Source organism: Azospirillum griseum, assembly GCF_003966125.1.
GTDB classification, from domain to species: Bacteria; Pseudomonadota; Alphaproteobacteria; order Azospirillales; family Azospirillaceae; genus Azospirillum; species Azospirillum griseum.
Window position 1 is genome coordinate 1 of the sequence record NZ_RXMA01000013.1, and the last position, 14997, is coordinate 14997.

Here is a 14997-nt window from a genome sequence, read left to right on the forward strand (position 1 = left end):
CGGTCGAACGCAGGTTGGAGTCCTTGTCCTGACCAACGATGCCGGCCTCGAAATAGGCGTCGCCGCCGATGGTCATGTCGAACTTCGATTTGGATTGCGCCAGAGCGGAGCCGGACGCGAGCGCGACCGTTGCCGCACCCAGCAGCAGGGCAATGCGTGACATAGTGTGTTCTCCCACAAGCGGTTTCGTGTGTTGGAATGTGGCCGTGTTTGTTGACTGTCGTTGCGTCAGCGCACGGCCTTGACGCTGGCCACCAGACGCTTGACCGCGTCCTGGGACGACATCTTGCTGTTGAAATGCTGGGTCACGACGTCCGACACCGCACCGACCAGGGCGGCGGGGGCCGCATGGCCGAAGGCGAAGGTCGGAACCGCCCGATCAGCCGGTTGGGCAGCCACCAGATCCGCCGCCGTCGCTTGCCCACAGGAGTCAAGCCCGACGGTGGGCACGTCCCGACGGGGCGGGATCGCCCCCTTGGCAACGCTGAAGGCCAATTGGTTGGCCGGATCCATGATGACGTTGGCAAAGGCGGCCTGGGCCTGTCGTTTGGCCGGATCGGTTTGGCTGAACATCGAGAAGCTGTTGATGAGGAAAGAAAAATCCTTGGCACTGCCGGGAGCGGGCACGCACAGGAAGTCTCGACCAGCGGCCTTTCCGGCGGCGGTGAACTCACCCTTGGCCCAATCCCCCATGATCTGCATCGCCGCCTCGCCACGGATCACCATGGCGGTGGCAAGGTTCCAGTCCCGACCGGAAAAATTGGCGTCCACCATGCCGCGCAACCGCCGCATCTGGTCGAACACCGCGAGCATGGTGGGGCTGTCCAACGCCGCCAAATCGCCTTCCACCAGCGCCTTGCGGTAGAAGGGCACACCGCCCACGCCCAACACGACGTTTTCAAACAGCGTCAGATCCTGCCAGGGCTGACCGCCATGGGCGAGAGGCACGATCCCCGCCGCCTGGAATTTGGGGGCGAGCGCGTTGAACTCCTCCCAACTGGTTGGCAGGGTGGCTCCGATCTTGTCAAAGGCGGCCTTGCTCGCCCACAGCATGTTGACGCGGTGGATGTTGGTCGGCACCGAGACATAGACGCCATCGACCTTGACGAAATCCTGCACCAGCTTGGGCAACACCTCGTCCCAGCGGCTGGCGGCGGCCACGTCGTTGAGATTGCCGAGCAGCCCTTCGCGCGCCCAGTCGATGATGTCCTGCCCGAGCATCAGCATCGCCGTCGGCGGGTCGCCCGCCGCGATGCGGGCGCGCAACACGGTCTTGGCGTTGCCGCCTCCGCCACCCGCCACCGGCTCGTCCTTCCAGCCCACACCCTTGCCGGTCAGATCCGATTTCAGGATGTTGAGCGCCTTTGCCTCCCCGCCTGAGGTCCAGAAATGCAGGACCGACACGTCCGACGCCGCCAGCGCCGGATTGGCGCTCAACAGGGCCGCGCACGCCACGGAGGCAACCCGACGCCGGGTGCATGATCCGATCACACGAGACAGAAAACCCATGTTCCCCCCTATCCGTTCGGTTGATGCTTATTGGAACGTTCCAATTTTTAAAGACGCTACGACGCTTCCCGGCACGGTCAGGCCCGCACGGTGTCGAGAAAGCCCGACAGGGTCCGCCGCAGGGCGGCGGCCTGTTCGTTCAACGCCTGGGCGGTGCGGAGCACCTGTTCAGCGGAGCCGCCCGACCGTATGGCGGAATCGCTGACCTCGACGATGGTCTGGCTGGCCTCCGCCGTGCTGGCGGCGGCCCCCTGGACGCAACGGGCGATCTCCTGGGTGGCCGCCCCCTGCTCCTCGATGGCGGCGGAGATCGCGGCGGAGATGCCGTTGATCTCCTGGATGCGCCCGCCGATGGTGGCGATGGCACGCACCGCCTCCAGCGTCGCCTCCTGCACTGCGCCGACCTGGGCGACAATCCCGTCGGTCGTGCGTTCGGTTTGTTCGGCCAGCGCCTTGACCTCGTTCGCCACCACGGTGAAACCGCGACCGGCCTCACCGGCCCGGGCGGCTTCGATGGTGGCGTTCAGGGCCAGAAGCTTGGTCTGCTGCGCCACCAGACTGATCATGCCGATGGCATCGCCGATCCGCTGGCCGGATTGCTCCAGCGCACGCACCGTGCGGTTGGTCGCGGCGGCTTCCGTCACCGCCGTGGCCGCTACCCCGTTGGCCCGGGACACCTGCACGCCGATCTCGGCGATGGAGGCGCTGAGCTGTTCGGCCGCCGCCGCCACCGTCTGCACATCCTGCAGCGCGCTGTCCGCCGCGCGGGCAGCCGCCACCGACTGGGAGCGGGTGTGTCCGGCGATGCCGGAGAGATCCTCCGCCGCACGGTGCATCCCATCCGCCGCCTCGCCCAGCGACCCGACCACGGCCGACACGCCGCGTTCGAAATCGTCGGCCAGCGCCAACCGGGCGGCGCGACGATCCGCGCCGGCCCGCAGGCGTTCGGCCTCCGCATCGGCGCGGGCCTGTTCAGCGTCGGCGGCCTTGTCGCGGAAAACGACCAGAGCGCGGGCCATCGCCCCGATCTCGTCACCGCTCGCCACCGCCGGAACCGGGGCATCGAGTCGCCCGCCGGAAATCGCCGCCATCGCCCGCCCCAAATCGACGAGCGGCGTGACCACCCGCCGCCCGACATAGAGCAAGCCGATCGCCGCCCCCAGCAGCACCGACAACAACGCCGCCCCGATCAGCCACAGCCGTCCGGAATCCAGCACCCCCGCCACCGCCTGTGCGGCATGGTTGACCTGGGCCTCCACCGCCCGCTCCAACCCGCCGACCGCTGTGGCCACCGCCGCCGCACCGTCCTGGATGCCGCGCCGGGCCTCGTCGGCGGCGCGCCCAGCCTCCAGCACCGTCCGCCGCGCCGCGATCACACCCGATCCGGTGTCGGCCAGCTTGCGGGCGTTGGCGACCAGCGGGGACTCGTTTGCGCCCTCGCCCGCCACGCGCCCGGCCAGCTCCCGGATCCGTTCGCCCAGCCCGGCCCAGCCCTCGGCCAACATCGCCAGCCGGTCGAGATCGGGGGTCACGGCGATTTCACCCAGCAGGCCGCGCCCGAGATTGACGGTGGCGATCAGATCCTGAAGGGCTGTCAACTCTTCCAACCCGATGCGGGTGACGGCGGAAATTTCGGCGTCGATGGCCTTGGCAAGCTGCCGCCCGGCGTCCTGCACCTCGCCACGGGCCGCCACCGTGGCCGGGGAGACGGTGGCGAGAACATCGCTTTGCAGCGCGGTCAGATCGGCCCGTTCCTGCGCCGACACCCCCTTGGCCCCCTCGGCCAAGGCGCGACGGTCGAGCAGGCGGGTGATGTTGACGGCCAAAGGGGCCTCGCGGGTTTCGCCGACGATCCGCACCATCGCCGTGGTCATCCGACGGCTGAGACCATCAAACTGCTGGGCCAGGGTCGCTTTTTCCTCCTCCCCCGCGCCGGGCAGGGCAAGCAGGGTGGCGTAGGCCAGATTGGCATCGGCCCGCAGCTCATAGGTGGTGGTCAGGCGCGGCATCAACTCGCCCACCAGGCGGCGGATGCGGTCGGTGCTGACGTTGCGCAGCCGCTCGGCGGCGGTTTCGGCGTTGACACGGGCGGCGCGCAGGGTCGGTCCCGACGCGGCGATGAAGCTGGCGTGCAGACGACCGACCTCCGCCGACCGCGCGGCCAAACCCTCGGTGGCGGTCAGGGTGGCGTCCACCGCCTGATCCAGCCGATCGATCCCCTCCCCCAACGTTCCGGCGGCCTCGGCCACCGCCGCGCTGTCCGCCCCGGCGTCGGTCAAGCGGGCGAGGCGTCCGGTCAAACGGTTGCGCAGCTCCGTCAAACCGCCAACGGCACGGGCGCGGTCCGTCTGGCTGCGGGCGTTGGCAAGTGGAACGGTGGCGGCCACCAGTTCGGTCGCGGCGTCCTTCAGCCCCTGGGCGTCGCGGGCCAGCGGCAGGGCGTGGTCGGTGATGTCCGTCACCGCCTGATCCACCAGCCGATAGGACACCAACCCGACGCCCCCTGCCAATATCGTCAGGGAGGACGCCGCCGCAAAAGCCCCCAGCAGGCGGGGCCGCAGACCGAGTGTCATTGCGGATGCCTTTCGTTGTGGCGTTGCGCGACCGCGCAACACGTCAAAGCGCGTGATCGAGCACCTGCACACGGGCCAGAATCGGCGCGATGTGGTCGCGGATCACCCGCAGGTGCACGGGATGGGTGAGGTAGAGGTCGCGCGCCGCCAGATCGGCGAAGGTCATGACCACGCCGTAATCGAAGCCCTGACCATGCGGTTCCGGGCTGATCTGCGGACCGCCGGTGCAGGACAGCAGGCCGGGAATCAGCCCCGGCAGAGCGTGCAGCGCCTGCACGCAGGCCGCGCGCTGCTCGTCCGTGGCGCTCTCGGTCCAGCCGAACAGAACGATGTGGTTGATTTTGGCCATGACAAAGGGTTCTCCACCGCGTGAAGCAAGCCGGGTCGGACGGAAAAGGCAGGGTGTGGCGGCCCCTGCGCCGTGTGTCAGCGTGTGCTGCGTCTCAGCGCTGCGGCTGCCCGTGCGCCGCTTGGGCCAACTGGTCCAGCACCCCGACGATCAGGGCGTGATCGGCCTCGTGCGGCAGACCGGACACGCCAATGCCCCCCACCATCTGCGCCCCGATGCGGATCGGGAACACGCCGCCATGGTCGGCCATCGGCCGCTGCACGCTGGGGTTGGCGGCCAGCGTCCGTTCGCGCGCGCGCAGATCATGGTGAAGCCACAGGGTGCTGCGGCCAAAATGCGCCAACGCGGCGAATTTCAGGTCGAGCCACGCGTCGTTGCTGGCGCAGGTCCCGTCCAGCGCGGCGGCGAACAGCACACGGCCTCCCACCACGATGCGGATGGCGACCGGGGCCGGGGCGGCGGCGACCAGGGCCTGACCGATCGCCCAGGCCTGGGCGAAGTCAAAACGGTCGAAGGTCAGCCGGTTTTCCTCCGCTTCGATGTCGGCGCGGCGGGCGGCGTGTTGGTCGGGTGTCATGACACATCCTCAAGAGTGCGGGCGGAAGAAACGGAACTAACAACAGGCAGGGTGCGCCCGGCAACCAGATCGGCCCCCTTTTCACCGATCATGATGGTGGGGGCGTTGGTGTTGCTGCTGACCAGCAGGGGCATGACCGAACTGTCGATCACCCGCAGCCCGTCCAGCCCGCGCACCTTCAGGTCGGGCGTGACCACCGCGTCGGCGTCACGGCCCATCTTGCAGGTTCCAACCGGGTGGTAATCGGTTTTGGCGGTGCGGGCGGCGTAGGCGGCGATGGCCTCGTCGCTCTCCTCCGTCGGGCCGGGGAAGCGTTCGGCCATGATGAAGGGCGCGAAGGCGCTTTGCCGCATGATCTCCCGCGCCATCCGGAATCCCTGGATCGACATGGCACGGTCATAGGGGTCGGCCCAGTAATTGGGATCGATCAGCGGGGCCGCGAACGGGTCGGCGCTCGCCAACTCCACCGTGCCCCGGCTGCGCGGGCGCAGGAAGGCGGAGTTGAGGGTGACGCCGCAGTTGCGCAACCGCTCCAACCCGGCCTCGATGCCCGATCCCAGCATGAAATGGAACTGGATGTCGGGCGTGGGGGCACTGGGGTCGGCCCAGGCAAAGCCCCCGGCCTCGGCCAGGTTGGACGTGACCGGCCCCTGGCGGAACAGCAGATACTGCAACCCCGCCCACAGCGTTTTGTCGAGACGGGTGTGCTTGTCGTAACTGTAAGGCCCGCTGCATTCCGACACGACATACAGGTCGAGATGGTCCTGCAGATTGCGCCCGACACCGGGCAGATCGTGAGTCACGGTGACACCGGCGCGTGTCAACCCGTCCGCCGGTCCGATGCCTGAGAGCATCAGCAGCTTGGGCGAACCAATCGCCCCCGACGTGACCAGCACCTCGCGCGCGGCGGTGAAGCGCTCCACCCGGCGGGTCCGCGGGTCGATGGCCTCCACCCCGACCGCGCGCCCCTTTTCCAGCAGGATGCGCGAGGCCTGAAGACCGGTGCGCACCGTCAGGTTGGGCCGACGGCGCGCCGGATGAAGATAGGCGACGGCGGCGCTGGAGCGGCGGCCATGGCGTTGTGTGACTTGATAAAAACCGCAACCATCCTGCCGCTCGCCGTTGAAATCGGGGTTGTAGCGGTGCCCGGCCTGCTGGGCGGCGCGGATGAACACCTTGCTCATCGGGTGCGGGCTGATCGGGTCGGACACGCCGAGCGGACCGCCGTCGGCGTGCCAGGTGTCGCACAGCCGTTCGTTGTCCTCCGCCCGCTTGAAATAGGGCAGCACATCCGCCGCCGTCCAGCCGTCGCACCCCGCCGCCGCCCACCCGTCGTAATCCGCCGCGTTGCCGCGCGTGTAGACCTGCGCGTTGATCGAGCTGCCGCCGCCGATGACGCGCCCTTGGGCAAACAGCATGGCGCGGTTGCCGAGATGGCGTTGCGGCACCGTGCGATAGCCCCAGGTCACACCGCCGGAGGTCAGCTTGGCGAAGCCGACGGGCATGTGGATGTAGGGGTTCAGGTCACGCCCCCCGGCCTCCAGCAGCAGGACGCGGACGTTGGGGTCCTCGGTCAACCGCGCCGCCAGGACGCAGCCCGCCGGACCGCCCCCGGTGATGATGTAGTCGTGCATGGCGCTCTTCCTTGCCGAAACCGACGCCGTCGCGGGCGTCGCCCTCACAATCTCTGAATGGACAGGCCGCCGTCGGCCTGGATGACGCTGCCGCTGGCAAAGGCAAATCCACCGCCCGCCAACGCGGTCACAACCGATCCGATGTCGCGGCCCTCGCCCCAGCGGCCCTGTGGAACCAGCCCCCCGGCGATCAGGGCGTCGTATTTTCCGGCCACCCCGCTGGTCATTTCGGTGCGGATGATTCCAGGCCGGACCTCGAACACACCGATGCCGCTTTGCGCCAAACGCAGGGCAAACAGCTGGTTCATCATCGCCAGACCGGCCTTGGACACGCAATAGTCTCCGCGCTCGGGCGAGGCCATTGCGGCGCTGACCGACGACACGGTGATGAGGCTGCGCGCCGCCCCGTCGCTGGGCGGATGGTCGAGCATCCACCGGGCGACCGCCTGGGTGAAGAACAGCGTCCCGCGCAGATTGACGTCAATCACCCGGTCGAAATTCTCCGGCGTCAGGGCCAGCAGGTCGCCGCGCACGGGAGACCCGATGCCCGCGTTGTTGACCAGGCAATCGATGCGGCCCAAGACCTCGGCGACCTGTCCCACCACCCCGGCGTGCTCGTCCAGCGCGGCGAGGTCGCTGGCGATGGCCAGCCCCCGCCCGCCCCGCGCGGCGATGGTGTCGACGATGGCGTCGCTCTGCGCGTCCACCGTCCGGGCGGTGAAGGCGACGTCGAACCCGGCGTCCGCCAGCGCCTCGACAATCGCCCGTCCGATGCCTTGACGTCCGCCGGTGACAAGCGCCACGGGTCGGGTGCCGATGGACGCGGCGGCGGAGGTGGTGGGAGAAACGGCGGTGTGGCTCATGACACGGCTCCTGGTGCGCGCGCCACGCTGGCGCTCCCGACCGATGCGGGGGCGGCGGCGCGCGTCTTGATGATGTGGTCGGCGGTGCGCAGGGCCTGCGCCGCGATGGTCAGCGCCGGGTTGACGGCGGCGGAGGAAGGGAAAAACCCGCTGTCCACCACGAACAGATTCTCGATCTCCCAGCTTCGACAGAAAGGATCGAGCACCGACGTGGCGGGGTCGTCGCCAAAGCGAACGGTCCCACACTGGTGCGACGTGGTCGCCAGCCCCATCCGCTTGGTCAACGTCAGCGGATACCCTGCCCGCCGCATCATTCGCGCAGTGGCTCGGACCAGCGCCCAATGGCCGGTGAGGTTGTTCGGGGTCCAGGCCAGCCGGATCCGGTCGCCGTCCAGCGTCACCCGGTTGTCGGGATCGGGCAGGTCCTCCGACATCACCCACCAATCGACGCTGCGGGCGGTGGCGGCGCGCATGACCGCAGCGGGAACCAGCGGCGCGGCGGCGGTCAACATCCCGGCCTGAAGCTTGCCCAGCAGCTGCAGGTTGCCCATCGGTCGGTCGAACCCCGGCCCATGGAAATAAAAGTCGTTGATCGCCAACGTCTTTTGAAAACGCGTCGGGTTGCGGCGCGGACCAAAGGCCATCAGCGCGGTGTTGTTGTGCGCCATGTAGTTGCGGCCAAGCTGGCCGGAACGGTTGCTCAAGCCCTGCGGGTGGCGGGCGTTGGCCGAGCGCAGCAGCAGCGCCGCCGAATTGACCGCCCCGGCGGCCACCACCACCAAACCGGCGCTCACCCGCCGCTGGTCACCGTCACGCTCCAGCAGCACGCTGTCAAGGCGCCGACCGTCGGGCGTCGTGTCGAGCCGCAGCGCGCGGGTGCGCGTGACCAGCGTCACCGACCCCGACCGCAGGGCGGGGAGCACCGCGCGGGTTTCCGCATCGCCCTTCGCCCCGACCATGCAGGGAAAGCCGTCGCAGGTGGCGCAGCGCTGGCAGGTGCCGCCGCTGCCCTCCGTCACCGGGCGGTCGATGGTGGACGGGATCGGGAAGGGCGACAGCCCTTGCGCCGTCAGCCGGTCGGCCAGCTCGGCGATCCGTTCCTCATGCTCCAGCGGGGGCAGAGGATAGGGTGCGCGGCGCGGCGGTTCGGTGGGGTCGCCCCCCGTGGCACCGCCAACGCGGTAGAGCGCTTCGGCCCTGTCGTACCAGGGGGCCAGGGTGGCGTAATCAACCGGCCAGGCGGGGGACAGCCCGTCAGCGTGCTCCAGCGTGTCGAAATCAGCGGCCCGCAGCCGGAACATCGCCGCACCGAACAGCTTGCTGTTGCCGCCGACGCAGTAGTGGACGCCGGGGAAGAAGGGTCGCCCATGGCGGTCGCTCCATTCGTCGCGCGCGCGGTAGCGCCCTTCGCCGAACACCGCCGCCACGCTCCAGTTCGCCGCCTCGGCGGGCAGACGGTCGCCACGCTCGACCAGCAGGATCGACGCCCCGCTGTCCTTCAGCGCGTGGACCAACGTGCCGCCGCCGATGCCGCTGCCGATGACGACGATGTCATAGTGGCTGTCCATCGCCCGTTCCTCAGATCCGCACGCCGCTGGCCGGGTCGAACAGCACCGCCTTGGTCATGTCCACCGCGAAGACAGCCGATGCACCCGGGTGAACGGCGGCGTCGGGACGCAGCCGCGCCACCGTTTCCACCCCCCCCAGGGTCAGCATCGCCAGCAGATCGGCCCCGGTCGGTTCGGTCAGCTCGACCGTGCAGGCGAAGGTCGGCAGGCCCCGGCTGTGCTCGTCCCCCAGATCGGAAAAACATTCCGGACGCAGGCCCAGCAGCACCTCCTGCCCCGGCCGGACACGGCGGGCCAGATCGGCCCCCAGCGCCAACCCCGCCCCACCATCCAGGGTGGAGAAGCGGACCATCGGACCGCCGTCACCGCCGCTGACCAACGCCGGGATCAGGTTCATCGCCGGCGACCCCATGAAACCGGCGACGAACACGTTGTTCGGGCGGGTGTAGATCTCGTGCGGGGTGCCAAGCTGCTGCAACTCGCCGCCACGCATGACGGCGATGCGGGTGGCCAGCGTCATCGCCTCGATCTGGTCGTGGGTGACATAGACGATGGTGGCCCCAAGCCGCTGATGCAGCTTCTTGATTTCCGTGCGCATCTCCACGCGCAGCTTGGCGTCCAGGTTGGACAGCGGTTCGTCGAACAGGAACACCTTGGGGTTGCGCACCAGGGCGCGGCCCATGGCCACGCGCTGGCGCTGGCCGCCCGACAGTTGCGACGGTTTGCGGTCCAGCATCGGTTCGATCTGCAACAGCTTGGCGACCTGACCGATGGCGCGCTCGCGTTCCGGCTTGGGCACGCCGCGCATCTCCATGCCGAAGGCGATGTTCTGGCGCACGCTCATGTTCGGGTAGAGCGCGTAGGATTGGAACACCATGGCGATGTCGCGATCCTTGGGGTGCAGCTCGTTCACGCGCCGCCCGTCGATGGCGATCTCCCCGGCGGAAATGTCGTCCAGACCGGCGATCATGTTCAGCAGGGTGGATTTGCCGCAGCCCGACGGCCCGACCAGCACCAGGAATTCGCCGTCGCCGACGTCGATATCCACGCCCTTGAGGATGTCCAGCGCGCCATAGCGCTTTTGGACGTTGCGGATGGACAGTGAAGCCATGGCCTTATCCCTTCACGGCGCCAGCCATCAGGCCGCGCACGAAGTATCGACCGGCGAGGACATAGACCAACAGGGTGGGCAGCGCCGCGATGATGGCCGCCGCCATGTCCACGTTGTATTCCTTCACCCCGGTCGAGGTGTTGACGATGTTGTTGAGCGCCACGGTCATCGGCTGCGCCGTGCCGGACGCAAAGGACGCGCCGAAGAGGAAATCGTTCCAGATGTTGGTGAACTGCCAGATCACCGTCACCACCAGGATCGGCAGCGAATTCGGCAGCATGATCCGCCAGAAGATGCGCAGGAACCCGGCCCCGTCGATGGTGGCCGCCTTGACCAGCTCGCTGGGGAAGGCGGCGTAGTAGTTGCGGAAAAACAGGGTGGTGAAGCAGACGCCGTAGACGACGTGGACCAGCACCAGCCCGGCGGTGCTCGACGCCAGACCCAGCATCCCCAGCACGCTCGCCATCGGCACCAGCACGATCTGGAACGGGATGAAGCAACCGAACAGGATCAGCGCGAAGACCAGATCGGCCCCCCGGAATTTCCATTTGGTCAGGGCGTAGCCGTTCAGCGCGCCCAACAGGCAGGAGATCGCCACCGACGGAACCGCCATCATCACCGAATTGACGAAGAAGCGGTTCACACCTTCGCACGCCACCCCGACGCAGGCCCCCGACCACGCCTTGATCCAGGCGTCGAAATTGGGCGACAGCGGCAGCGACAGCAGGTTGCCGTTGCGGATCTCCTCCAGGCTTTTCAGCGAGGTGATGACCATCACGAACAGCGGCGTGGCATAGACCAGCGCCAGGACAACGAGCGCACCATAGAGACCGGCGCGGCCCAAAGCGGGCAGCAGGGTGGCGGGTGTGGGCGACGGCCCCTGCGTCAGCGTCTCAGCCATGCGCCCCTCCCTTGGGACGGAGTTCGGAATAGAGATAGGGAACGATCACCGCGCAGACGGTCATCAGCATCACCACCGCGCTGGCCGCGCCGACCGCCACCTGGTTGCGGGTGAAGGTCATCTCGTACATGAAGGTCGCGGGCAGGGCCGTGGCGTTGCCCGGGCCGCCGCCGGTCAGCGCCACCACCAGATCAAAGCTCTTGATCGCCAGATGGCCCAGGATGATGAAGCTGGACAGGAAGACCGGGCGCATCATCGGGATGATGATGCGGGCATAGATTCGCAGCAGCCCGGCACCGTCGATCTGCGCCGCCTTGATGATTTCCCCGTCGATGCCGCGCAGCGCCGCCAGGAACATCGCCATGACAAAGCCGGAGGATTGCCAGACGCCCGCGATCACCAGGCAATAGATCGCCATGTCGGGATCGACCAGCCACTGGAATTGGAAATCCTGGAACCCGAAGTCGTGCATCAGCTTTTCGATGCCCAGCCCCGGATTGAGGATCCATTTCCACGCCGTGCCGGTGACGATGAAGCTGAGAGCCATCGGGTAGAGGTAGATGGTGCGCAACGCCCCCTCCGCCCGGATCCGCTGGTCGAGCAGGATGGCGAGCAGCATGCCCATCAACGTGCTGAGGCCGATGTACAGCAGCGCGTAGGTGCCCAGATTCCCAAGCGCGGTGTGCCAGACCGGGTTTCCCCACAGCCGTTCGTGCGGGCGCAAGCCCTCCCACACCATCGACGGACGCATCGTCGAACGGGTGAAGGACAGATAGGTGGTCCAGGCGATGAAGCCGTAGACAAACACCAGGGTGATGAGAAAGGTCGGGGCGACGACGATTTTCGGCAACTGGTCGCCGATGCGGTCGATCAGGGACGGCCTGCGCGCCCGCGCGCCGGTCGGTGTCGCCCCGCGTTCGCCGTCGCTGGTCTCAGCGCGTTTCATGGAAAGGGAAGCTTTCATAGCGGCCTGCCTGTGCGGCTCCACCCCACCCGCCCCCGGCGATGCCGGGACCGGGTCACAAGAGGAACCGTCGTCTGTCGGTGTTGCGCCCCACGATGGCGGGAGGCGCAACACCGGAACCAGGGATCAGCGGGTCAGATCAATGGCGGCGGCGAGTTTCTTCACCGCGTCCGCGCTGCTCATGTCGGAGTTGAAGAAGCCCGTCACCACATCGGCGACCGCGCCCTTCACCGCTTCCGGCGCGGCGTGGCCGTGGGCCATGCTGCCCAGCAGCGAACCGCGCGCGTCGGCCTCCTTGATGTCGGCGATGGCCTTCTTGCCGCAGCTGTCGAACCGGTCGCTCGGCACGTCGTTGCGGGCCGGGGCGGACCCCTTCAGCAGACTGAACTCGACCTGGAAGTCGGGGGACAGCACGTCCGCCGCCATCAACGCCTGACCGGCCTGCTGGTCCTTGCCCACCTTGAAGAAGGCGAAGGCGTCACTGTTGAAGGTGACGGTCCCCTGCGTGCCGGGATAGCGGAAGCAGACGTAATCCTTGCCCGCCTCCTTTCCGGCGGCGGCAAACTCGCCCTTGGCCCAATCGCCCATGATCTGCATCCCGGCTTCGCCACGGATCACCATGGCGGTGGCGAGATTCCAATCGCGGCCTGAGAAGTTGGGATCGACCAGCCCGCGCAGCTTGCGCAGCTGATCAAACGCCGCCTTCATCGTGTCGCTGGTCAGCGCGGCCTTGTCGAGGTCGATGAAGGCCTTCTTGTAGAATTCCGGGCCGCCCGCGCTGACGACCGCGCCATCGAACACCGTCATTTCCTGCCAAGGCTGGCCGCCATGGGCCAGCGGGATGACCCCAGCCTCCTTGAACTTCTGGGCCAGCGCCAGGAATTCGGCGAAGCTGTTCGGCACGCTGCCGCCGACCTTGTCGAACAGCGCCTTGTTGACCCAGACCCAGTTGGTCGAATGGATGCCCGCCGGGGCGGCGACCCACGCGCCGTTGTGCTTGTCGAAACGTTGCAGCGGAACGGGGACCACCTTGTCCCAACCATCCTTCTTCGCCACGTCGTTCAGGTTGGCGAGCGCGCCCTCGTTCGCCCAATCCTGGATGACGTAGCCCAGCATCTGCATCGCGGTCGGCGGGTTGCCCGAGGCGATGCGGGCCTGCAACACGGTGCGGGCCTGCGCGCCGCCGCCGCCGGCGATGGCGGCGTCCTTCCAGGCCACCCCCTGCCCTTCCATTTTCTTTTTCAGAACGTTGAGGGCGGCGGCCTCGCCGCCCGAGGTCCACCAATGGACGACCTCGACCGATCCGGCGGCGCGCGCCGGTTGGCTGGCGGCGGTCAGGGCCAGACCCGCGCAGGCGGACAGCAGCAGGGCGCGCGCGGTGGAACGTATGGTCATTGTTGTTTCCTCCCAGGGCAAAAACGGTGAAGGCGTCAAACGGCGCGGCGGTCGGCCCACCAGGCGGTGCGCGGCCCCCGGCGCATGTGCAGGGTTTTGGTTTCGGTGAACTCCTCGACGGCAGCACGGCCCAGCTCGCGGCCCAAACCGCTCTGCTTGACCCCGCCGAAGGGCAGTTCCGGGCAACCATCCATGAAGGTGTTGAACCAGACGGTTCCGGCGCGCAGGCGTTGACCGGCGGCCAGACAGGTGTCGATGTCGCGGCTCCACACCGCCGCCGACAGACCAAAGGGCGTGTCATTGGCCAGCCGGATCGCCGCGTCGGCGTCGTCGAAGGTCAGGACCGACAGCACCGGTCCGAAGATCTCCTCGCGCGCCACCGCCATGCCGGGCTGCACGCCGGTCAGCACGGTCGGCTCCATGAACAGGCCGGGCGTGTTGGCAACGCGCCCGCCACCCAACCGGACGTCCGCCCCGCCCTGGAGCGCTCCGGCGACATAGCCTTCGATCCGGCCGAGATGCTCGGGCGTGATGATCGCGCCGATCTTGGTTGTGGGGTCGAGCGGATCGCCCATCGGCACCCGCTGCGACCGCGCGACCACCTCGGCGACGAAGTCGTCGGCGATGGCGCGATGAACCAGCAGACGGCTGCCGGAGTTGCAGCATTCCCCGGCGTTGAACTGCATGCCGAAGACCACGGCGTCGGCGGCGGCGTCCAGATCGGCGTCCGCGAAGACGAGCTGGGGATTCTTGCCGCCCAACTCGAAGGACACTTTTTTCATCGTCGCGGCGGCGGCGGCCATCGCCGCCTGACCGACGCGGGTCGATCCGGTGAAGGACAGCATGTCCACCTCGGGATCGGACACCATCGGCGCGCCCACCTCCGGCCCGCGCCCGACGACGATGTTGACCACCCCCGGCGGCAACCCGGCGTCCATCAGAATTTCGCCCAGGATCAGCGTCGTCCCGGACGTCATCTCGCTGGGCTTGACCACGGCGGTGCAGCCCGCCGCCAGGGCGAAGGGCAACTTCTGGCCGACGATCAGGAAGGGAAAATTCCACGGCGTGATGATCGACACCACCCCCACCGGCTCGCGCACCACCACGCCGAGCACCGCCTCGCCGATGGTGTTGTAGCTGTCACCGTGCAGCGTGCGGGCCAGCGCAGAAGCATAGCGCCAGAGATCGGCCGCCCAGCCCATCTCGGCGCGGGCCTGGGCGATGGGTTTGCCCGACTCCAGGGTCTCGACATAGGCCAGCTCGTCGGCCCGCGCCTCGATGCGGTCGGCGACGGCGGCCAGCAGACGGGCGCGCTCGCCCCCGGTCAGGCGCGGCCACGGCCCATGATCGAAGGCGCGGCGCGCGGCGGCCACCGCCGCCCGCACATCAACGCTGCCCGCCGTGGAATAACGGCTGACAACCACGCCGTGCGCGGGACTGGAACGTTCCAAAACGCCGGACGATCCCTCAACCCACCGGCCATCGATCAACAGGCGGTACTCGCGCGGCGCGCTGGGGGTGGTAGGAACGGACGGAAAGACGGTTGCGGTCAT

Annotated in this window: 12 protein-coding genes; all 12 read right to left on the bottom strand. The window is 68.2% G+C overall.

Going from position 1 to position 14997, the window contains the following annotated elements; all coding sequences use genetic code 11:
• Positions 1 to 228: 228 nt before the first annotated feature.
• On the bottom strand, positions 229 to 1455 hold the full coding sequence (locus EJ903_RS14475) for an ABC transporter substrate-binding protein (protein WP_246015582.1): 1227 nt from the start codon (positions 1453 to 1455) through the stop codon (positions 229 to 231).
• Positions 1456 to 1586: 131 nt separating this feature from the next.
• Positions 1587 to 4082 carry a methyl-accepting chemotaxis protein gene (locus tag EJ903_RS14480; protein ID WP_126616642.1) on the bottom strand — a complete coding sequence of 832 codons (2496 nt, stop codon included), beginning with the start codon at positions 4080 to 4082 and terminating at the stop codon, positions 1587 to 1589.
• 43 nt (positions 4083 to 4125) lie between these two features.
• Positions 4126 to 4431 (bottom strand): Dabb family protein, encoded by a 306-nt coding sequence (locus tag EJ903_RS14485; protein WP_126616644.1) that lies wholly within the window; start codon positions 4429 to 4431, stop codon positions 4126 to 4128.
• A 94-nt stretch (positions 4432 to 4525) separates the two neighbouring features.
• Entirely contained in the window at positions 4526 to 5008 is a 483-nt protein-coding gene (locus EJ903_RS14490; protein WP_126616646.1) for a heme-binding protein, read from the bottom strand.
• Positions 5005 to 6642, bottom strand: coding sequence for a GMC family oxidoreductase (locus tag EJ903_RS14495; protein WP_126616648.1), 1638 nt, complete (start codon positions 6640 to 6642; stop codon positions 5005 to 5007). Before EJ903_RS14495 ends, EJ903_RS14490 begins: the two co-directional genes overlap by 4 nt.
• A 44-nt stretch (positions 6643 to 6686) precedes the next feature.
• Positions 6687 to 7505 carry a 3-ketoacyl-ACP reductase gene (locus EJ903_RS14500; RefSeq protein ID WP_126616650.1) on the bottom strand — a complete coding sequence of 273 codons (819 nt, stop codon included), beginning with the start codon at positions 7503 to 7505 and terminating at the stop codon, positions 6687 to 6689.
• Entirely contained in the window at positions 7502 to 9073 is a 1572-nt protein-coding gene (locus EJ903_RS14505) for a GMC oxidoreductase (protein ID WP_126616652.1), read from the bottom strand. The genes EJ903_RS14500 and EJ903_RS14505 overlap by 4 nt, the downstream gene beginning before the upstream one ends.
• Before the next feature lie 10 nt (positions 9074 to 9083).
• Positions 9084 to 10184, bottom strand: coding sequence for an ABC transporter ATP-binding protein (locus tag EJ903_RS14510; RefSeq protein ID WP_126616654.1), 1101 nt, complete (start codon positions 10182 to 10184; stop codon positions 9084 to 9086).
• 4 nt (positions 10185 to 10188) lie between these two features.
• On the bottom strand, positions 10189 to 11085 hold the full coding sequence (locus EJ903_RS14515; RefSeq protein WP_126616656.1) for a carbohydrate ABC transporter permease: 897 nt from the start codon (positions 11083 to 11085) through the stop codon (positions 10189 to 10191).
• Positions 11078 to 12031 (bottom strand): carbohydrate ABC transporter permease, encoded by a 954-nt coding sequence (locus EJ903_RS14520; RefSeq protein WP_126616658.1) that lies wholly within the window; start codon positions 12029 to 12031, stop codon positions 11078 to 11080. Before EJ903_RS14520 ends, EJ903_RS14515 begins: the two co-directional genes overlap by 8 nt.
• 144 nt (positions 12032 to 12175) lie before the next feature.
• The gene (locus EJ903_RS14525; RefSeq protein ID WP_126616661.1) at positions 12176 to 13444 is read right to left on the bottom strand and encodes an ABC transporter substrate-binding protein; all 1269 of its coding nucleotides are present in this window, start codon (positions 13442 to 13444) and stop codon (positions 12176 to 12178) included.
• Positions 13445 to 13479: 35 nt separating this feature from the next.
• Complete coding sequence (locus tag EJ903_RS14530; RefSeq protein ID WP_126616663.1) at positions 13480 to 14997, bottom strand: aldehyde dehydrogenase family protein; 1518 nt, start codon at positions 14995 to 14997, stop codon at positions 13480 to 13482.

Excerpts from the sequence above, each read along its gene's own strand:
- EJ903_RS14490 (WP_126616646.1), bottom strand. The coding sequence starts at position 5,008 with ATGACACCCGACCAACACGCCGCCCGCCGCGCCGACATCGAAGCGGAG.
- EJ903_RS14505 (WP_126616652.1), bottom strand. The coding sequence starts at position 9,073 with ATGGACAGCCACTATGACATCGTCGTCATCGGCAGCGGCATCGGCGGC.
- EJ903_RS14530 (WP_126616663.1), bottom strand. The coding sequence starts at position 14,997 with ATGACCGCAACCGTCTTTCCGTCCGTTCCTACCACCCCCAGCGCGCCG.
- EJ903_RS14500 (WP_126616650.1), bottom strand. The coding sequence starts at position 7,505 with ATGAGCCACACCGCCGTTTCTCCCACCACCTCCGCCGCCGCGTCCATC.
- EJ903_RS14525 (WP_126616661.1), bottom strand. The coding sequence starts at position 13,444 with ATGACCATACGTTCCACCGCGCGCGCCCTGCTGCTGTCCGCCTGCGCG.
- EJ903_RS14520 (WP_126616658.1), bottom strand. The coding sequence starts at position 12,031 with ATGAAACGCGCTGAGACCAGCGACGGCGAACGCGGGGCGACACCGACC.
- EJ903_RS14480 (WP_126616642.1), bottom strand. The coding sequence starts at position 4,082 with ATGACACTCGGTCTGCGGCCCCGCCTGCTGGGGGCTTTTGCGGCGGCG.
- EJ903_RS14495 (WP_126616648.1), bottom strand. The coding sequence starts at position 6,642 with ATGCACGACTACATCATCACCGGGGGCGGTCCGGCGGGCTGCGTCCTG.
- EJ903_RS14510 (WP_126616654.1), bottom strand. The coding sequence starts at position 10,184 with ATGGCTTCACTGTCCATCCGCAACGTCCAAAAGCGCTATGGCGCGCTG.
- EJ903_RS14485 (WP_126616644.1), bottom strand. The coding sequence starts at position 4,431 with ATGGCCAAAATCAACCACATCGTTCTGTTCGGCTGGACCGAGAGCGCC.
- EJ903_RS14515 (WP_126616656.1), bottom strand. The coding sequence starts at position 11,085 with ATGGCTGAGACGCTGACGCAGGGGCCGTCGCCCACACCCGCCACCCTG.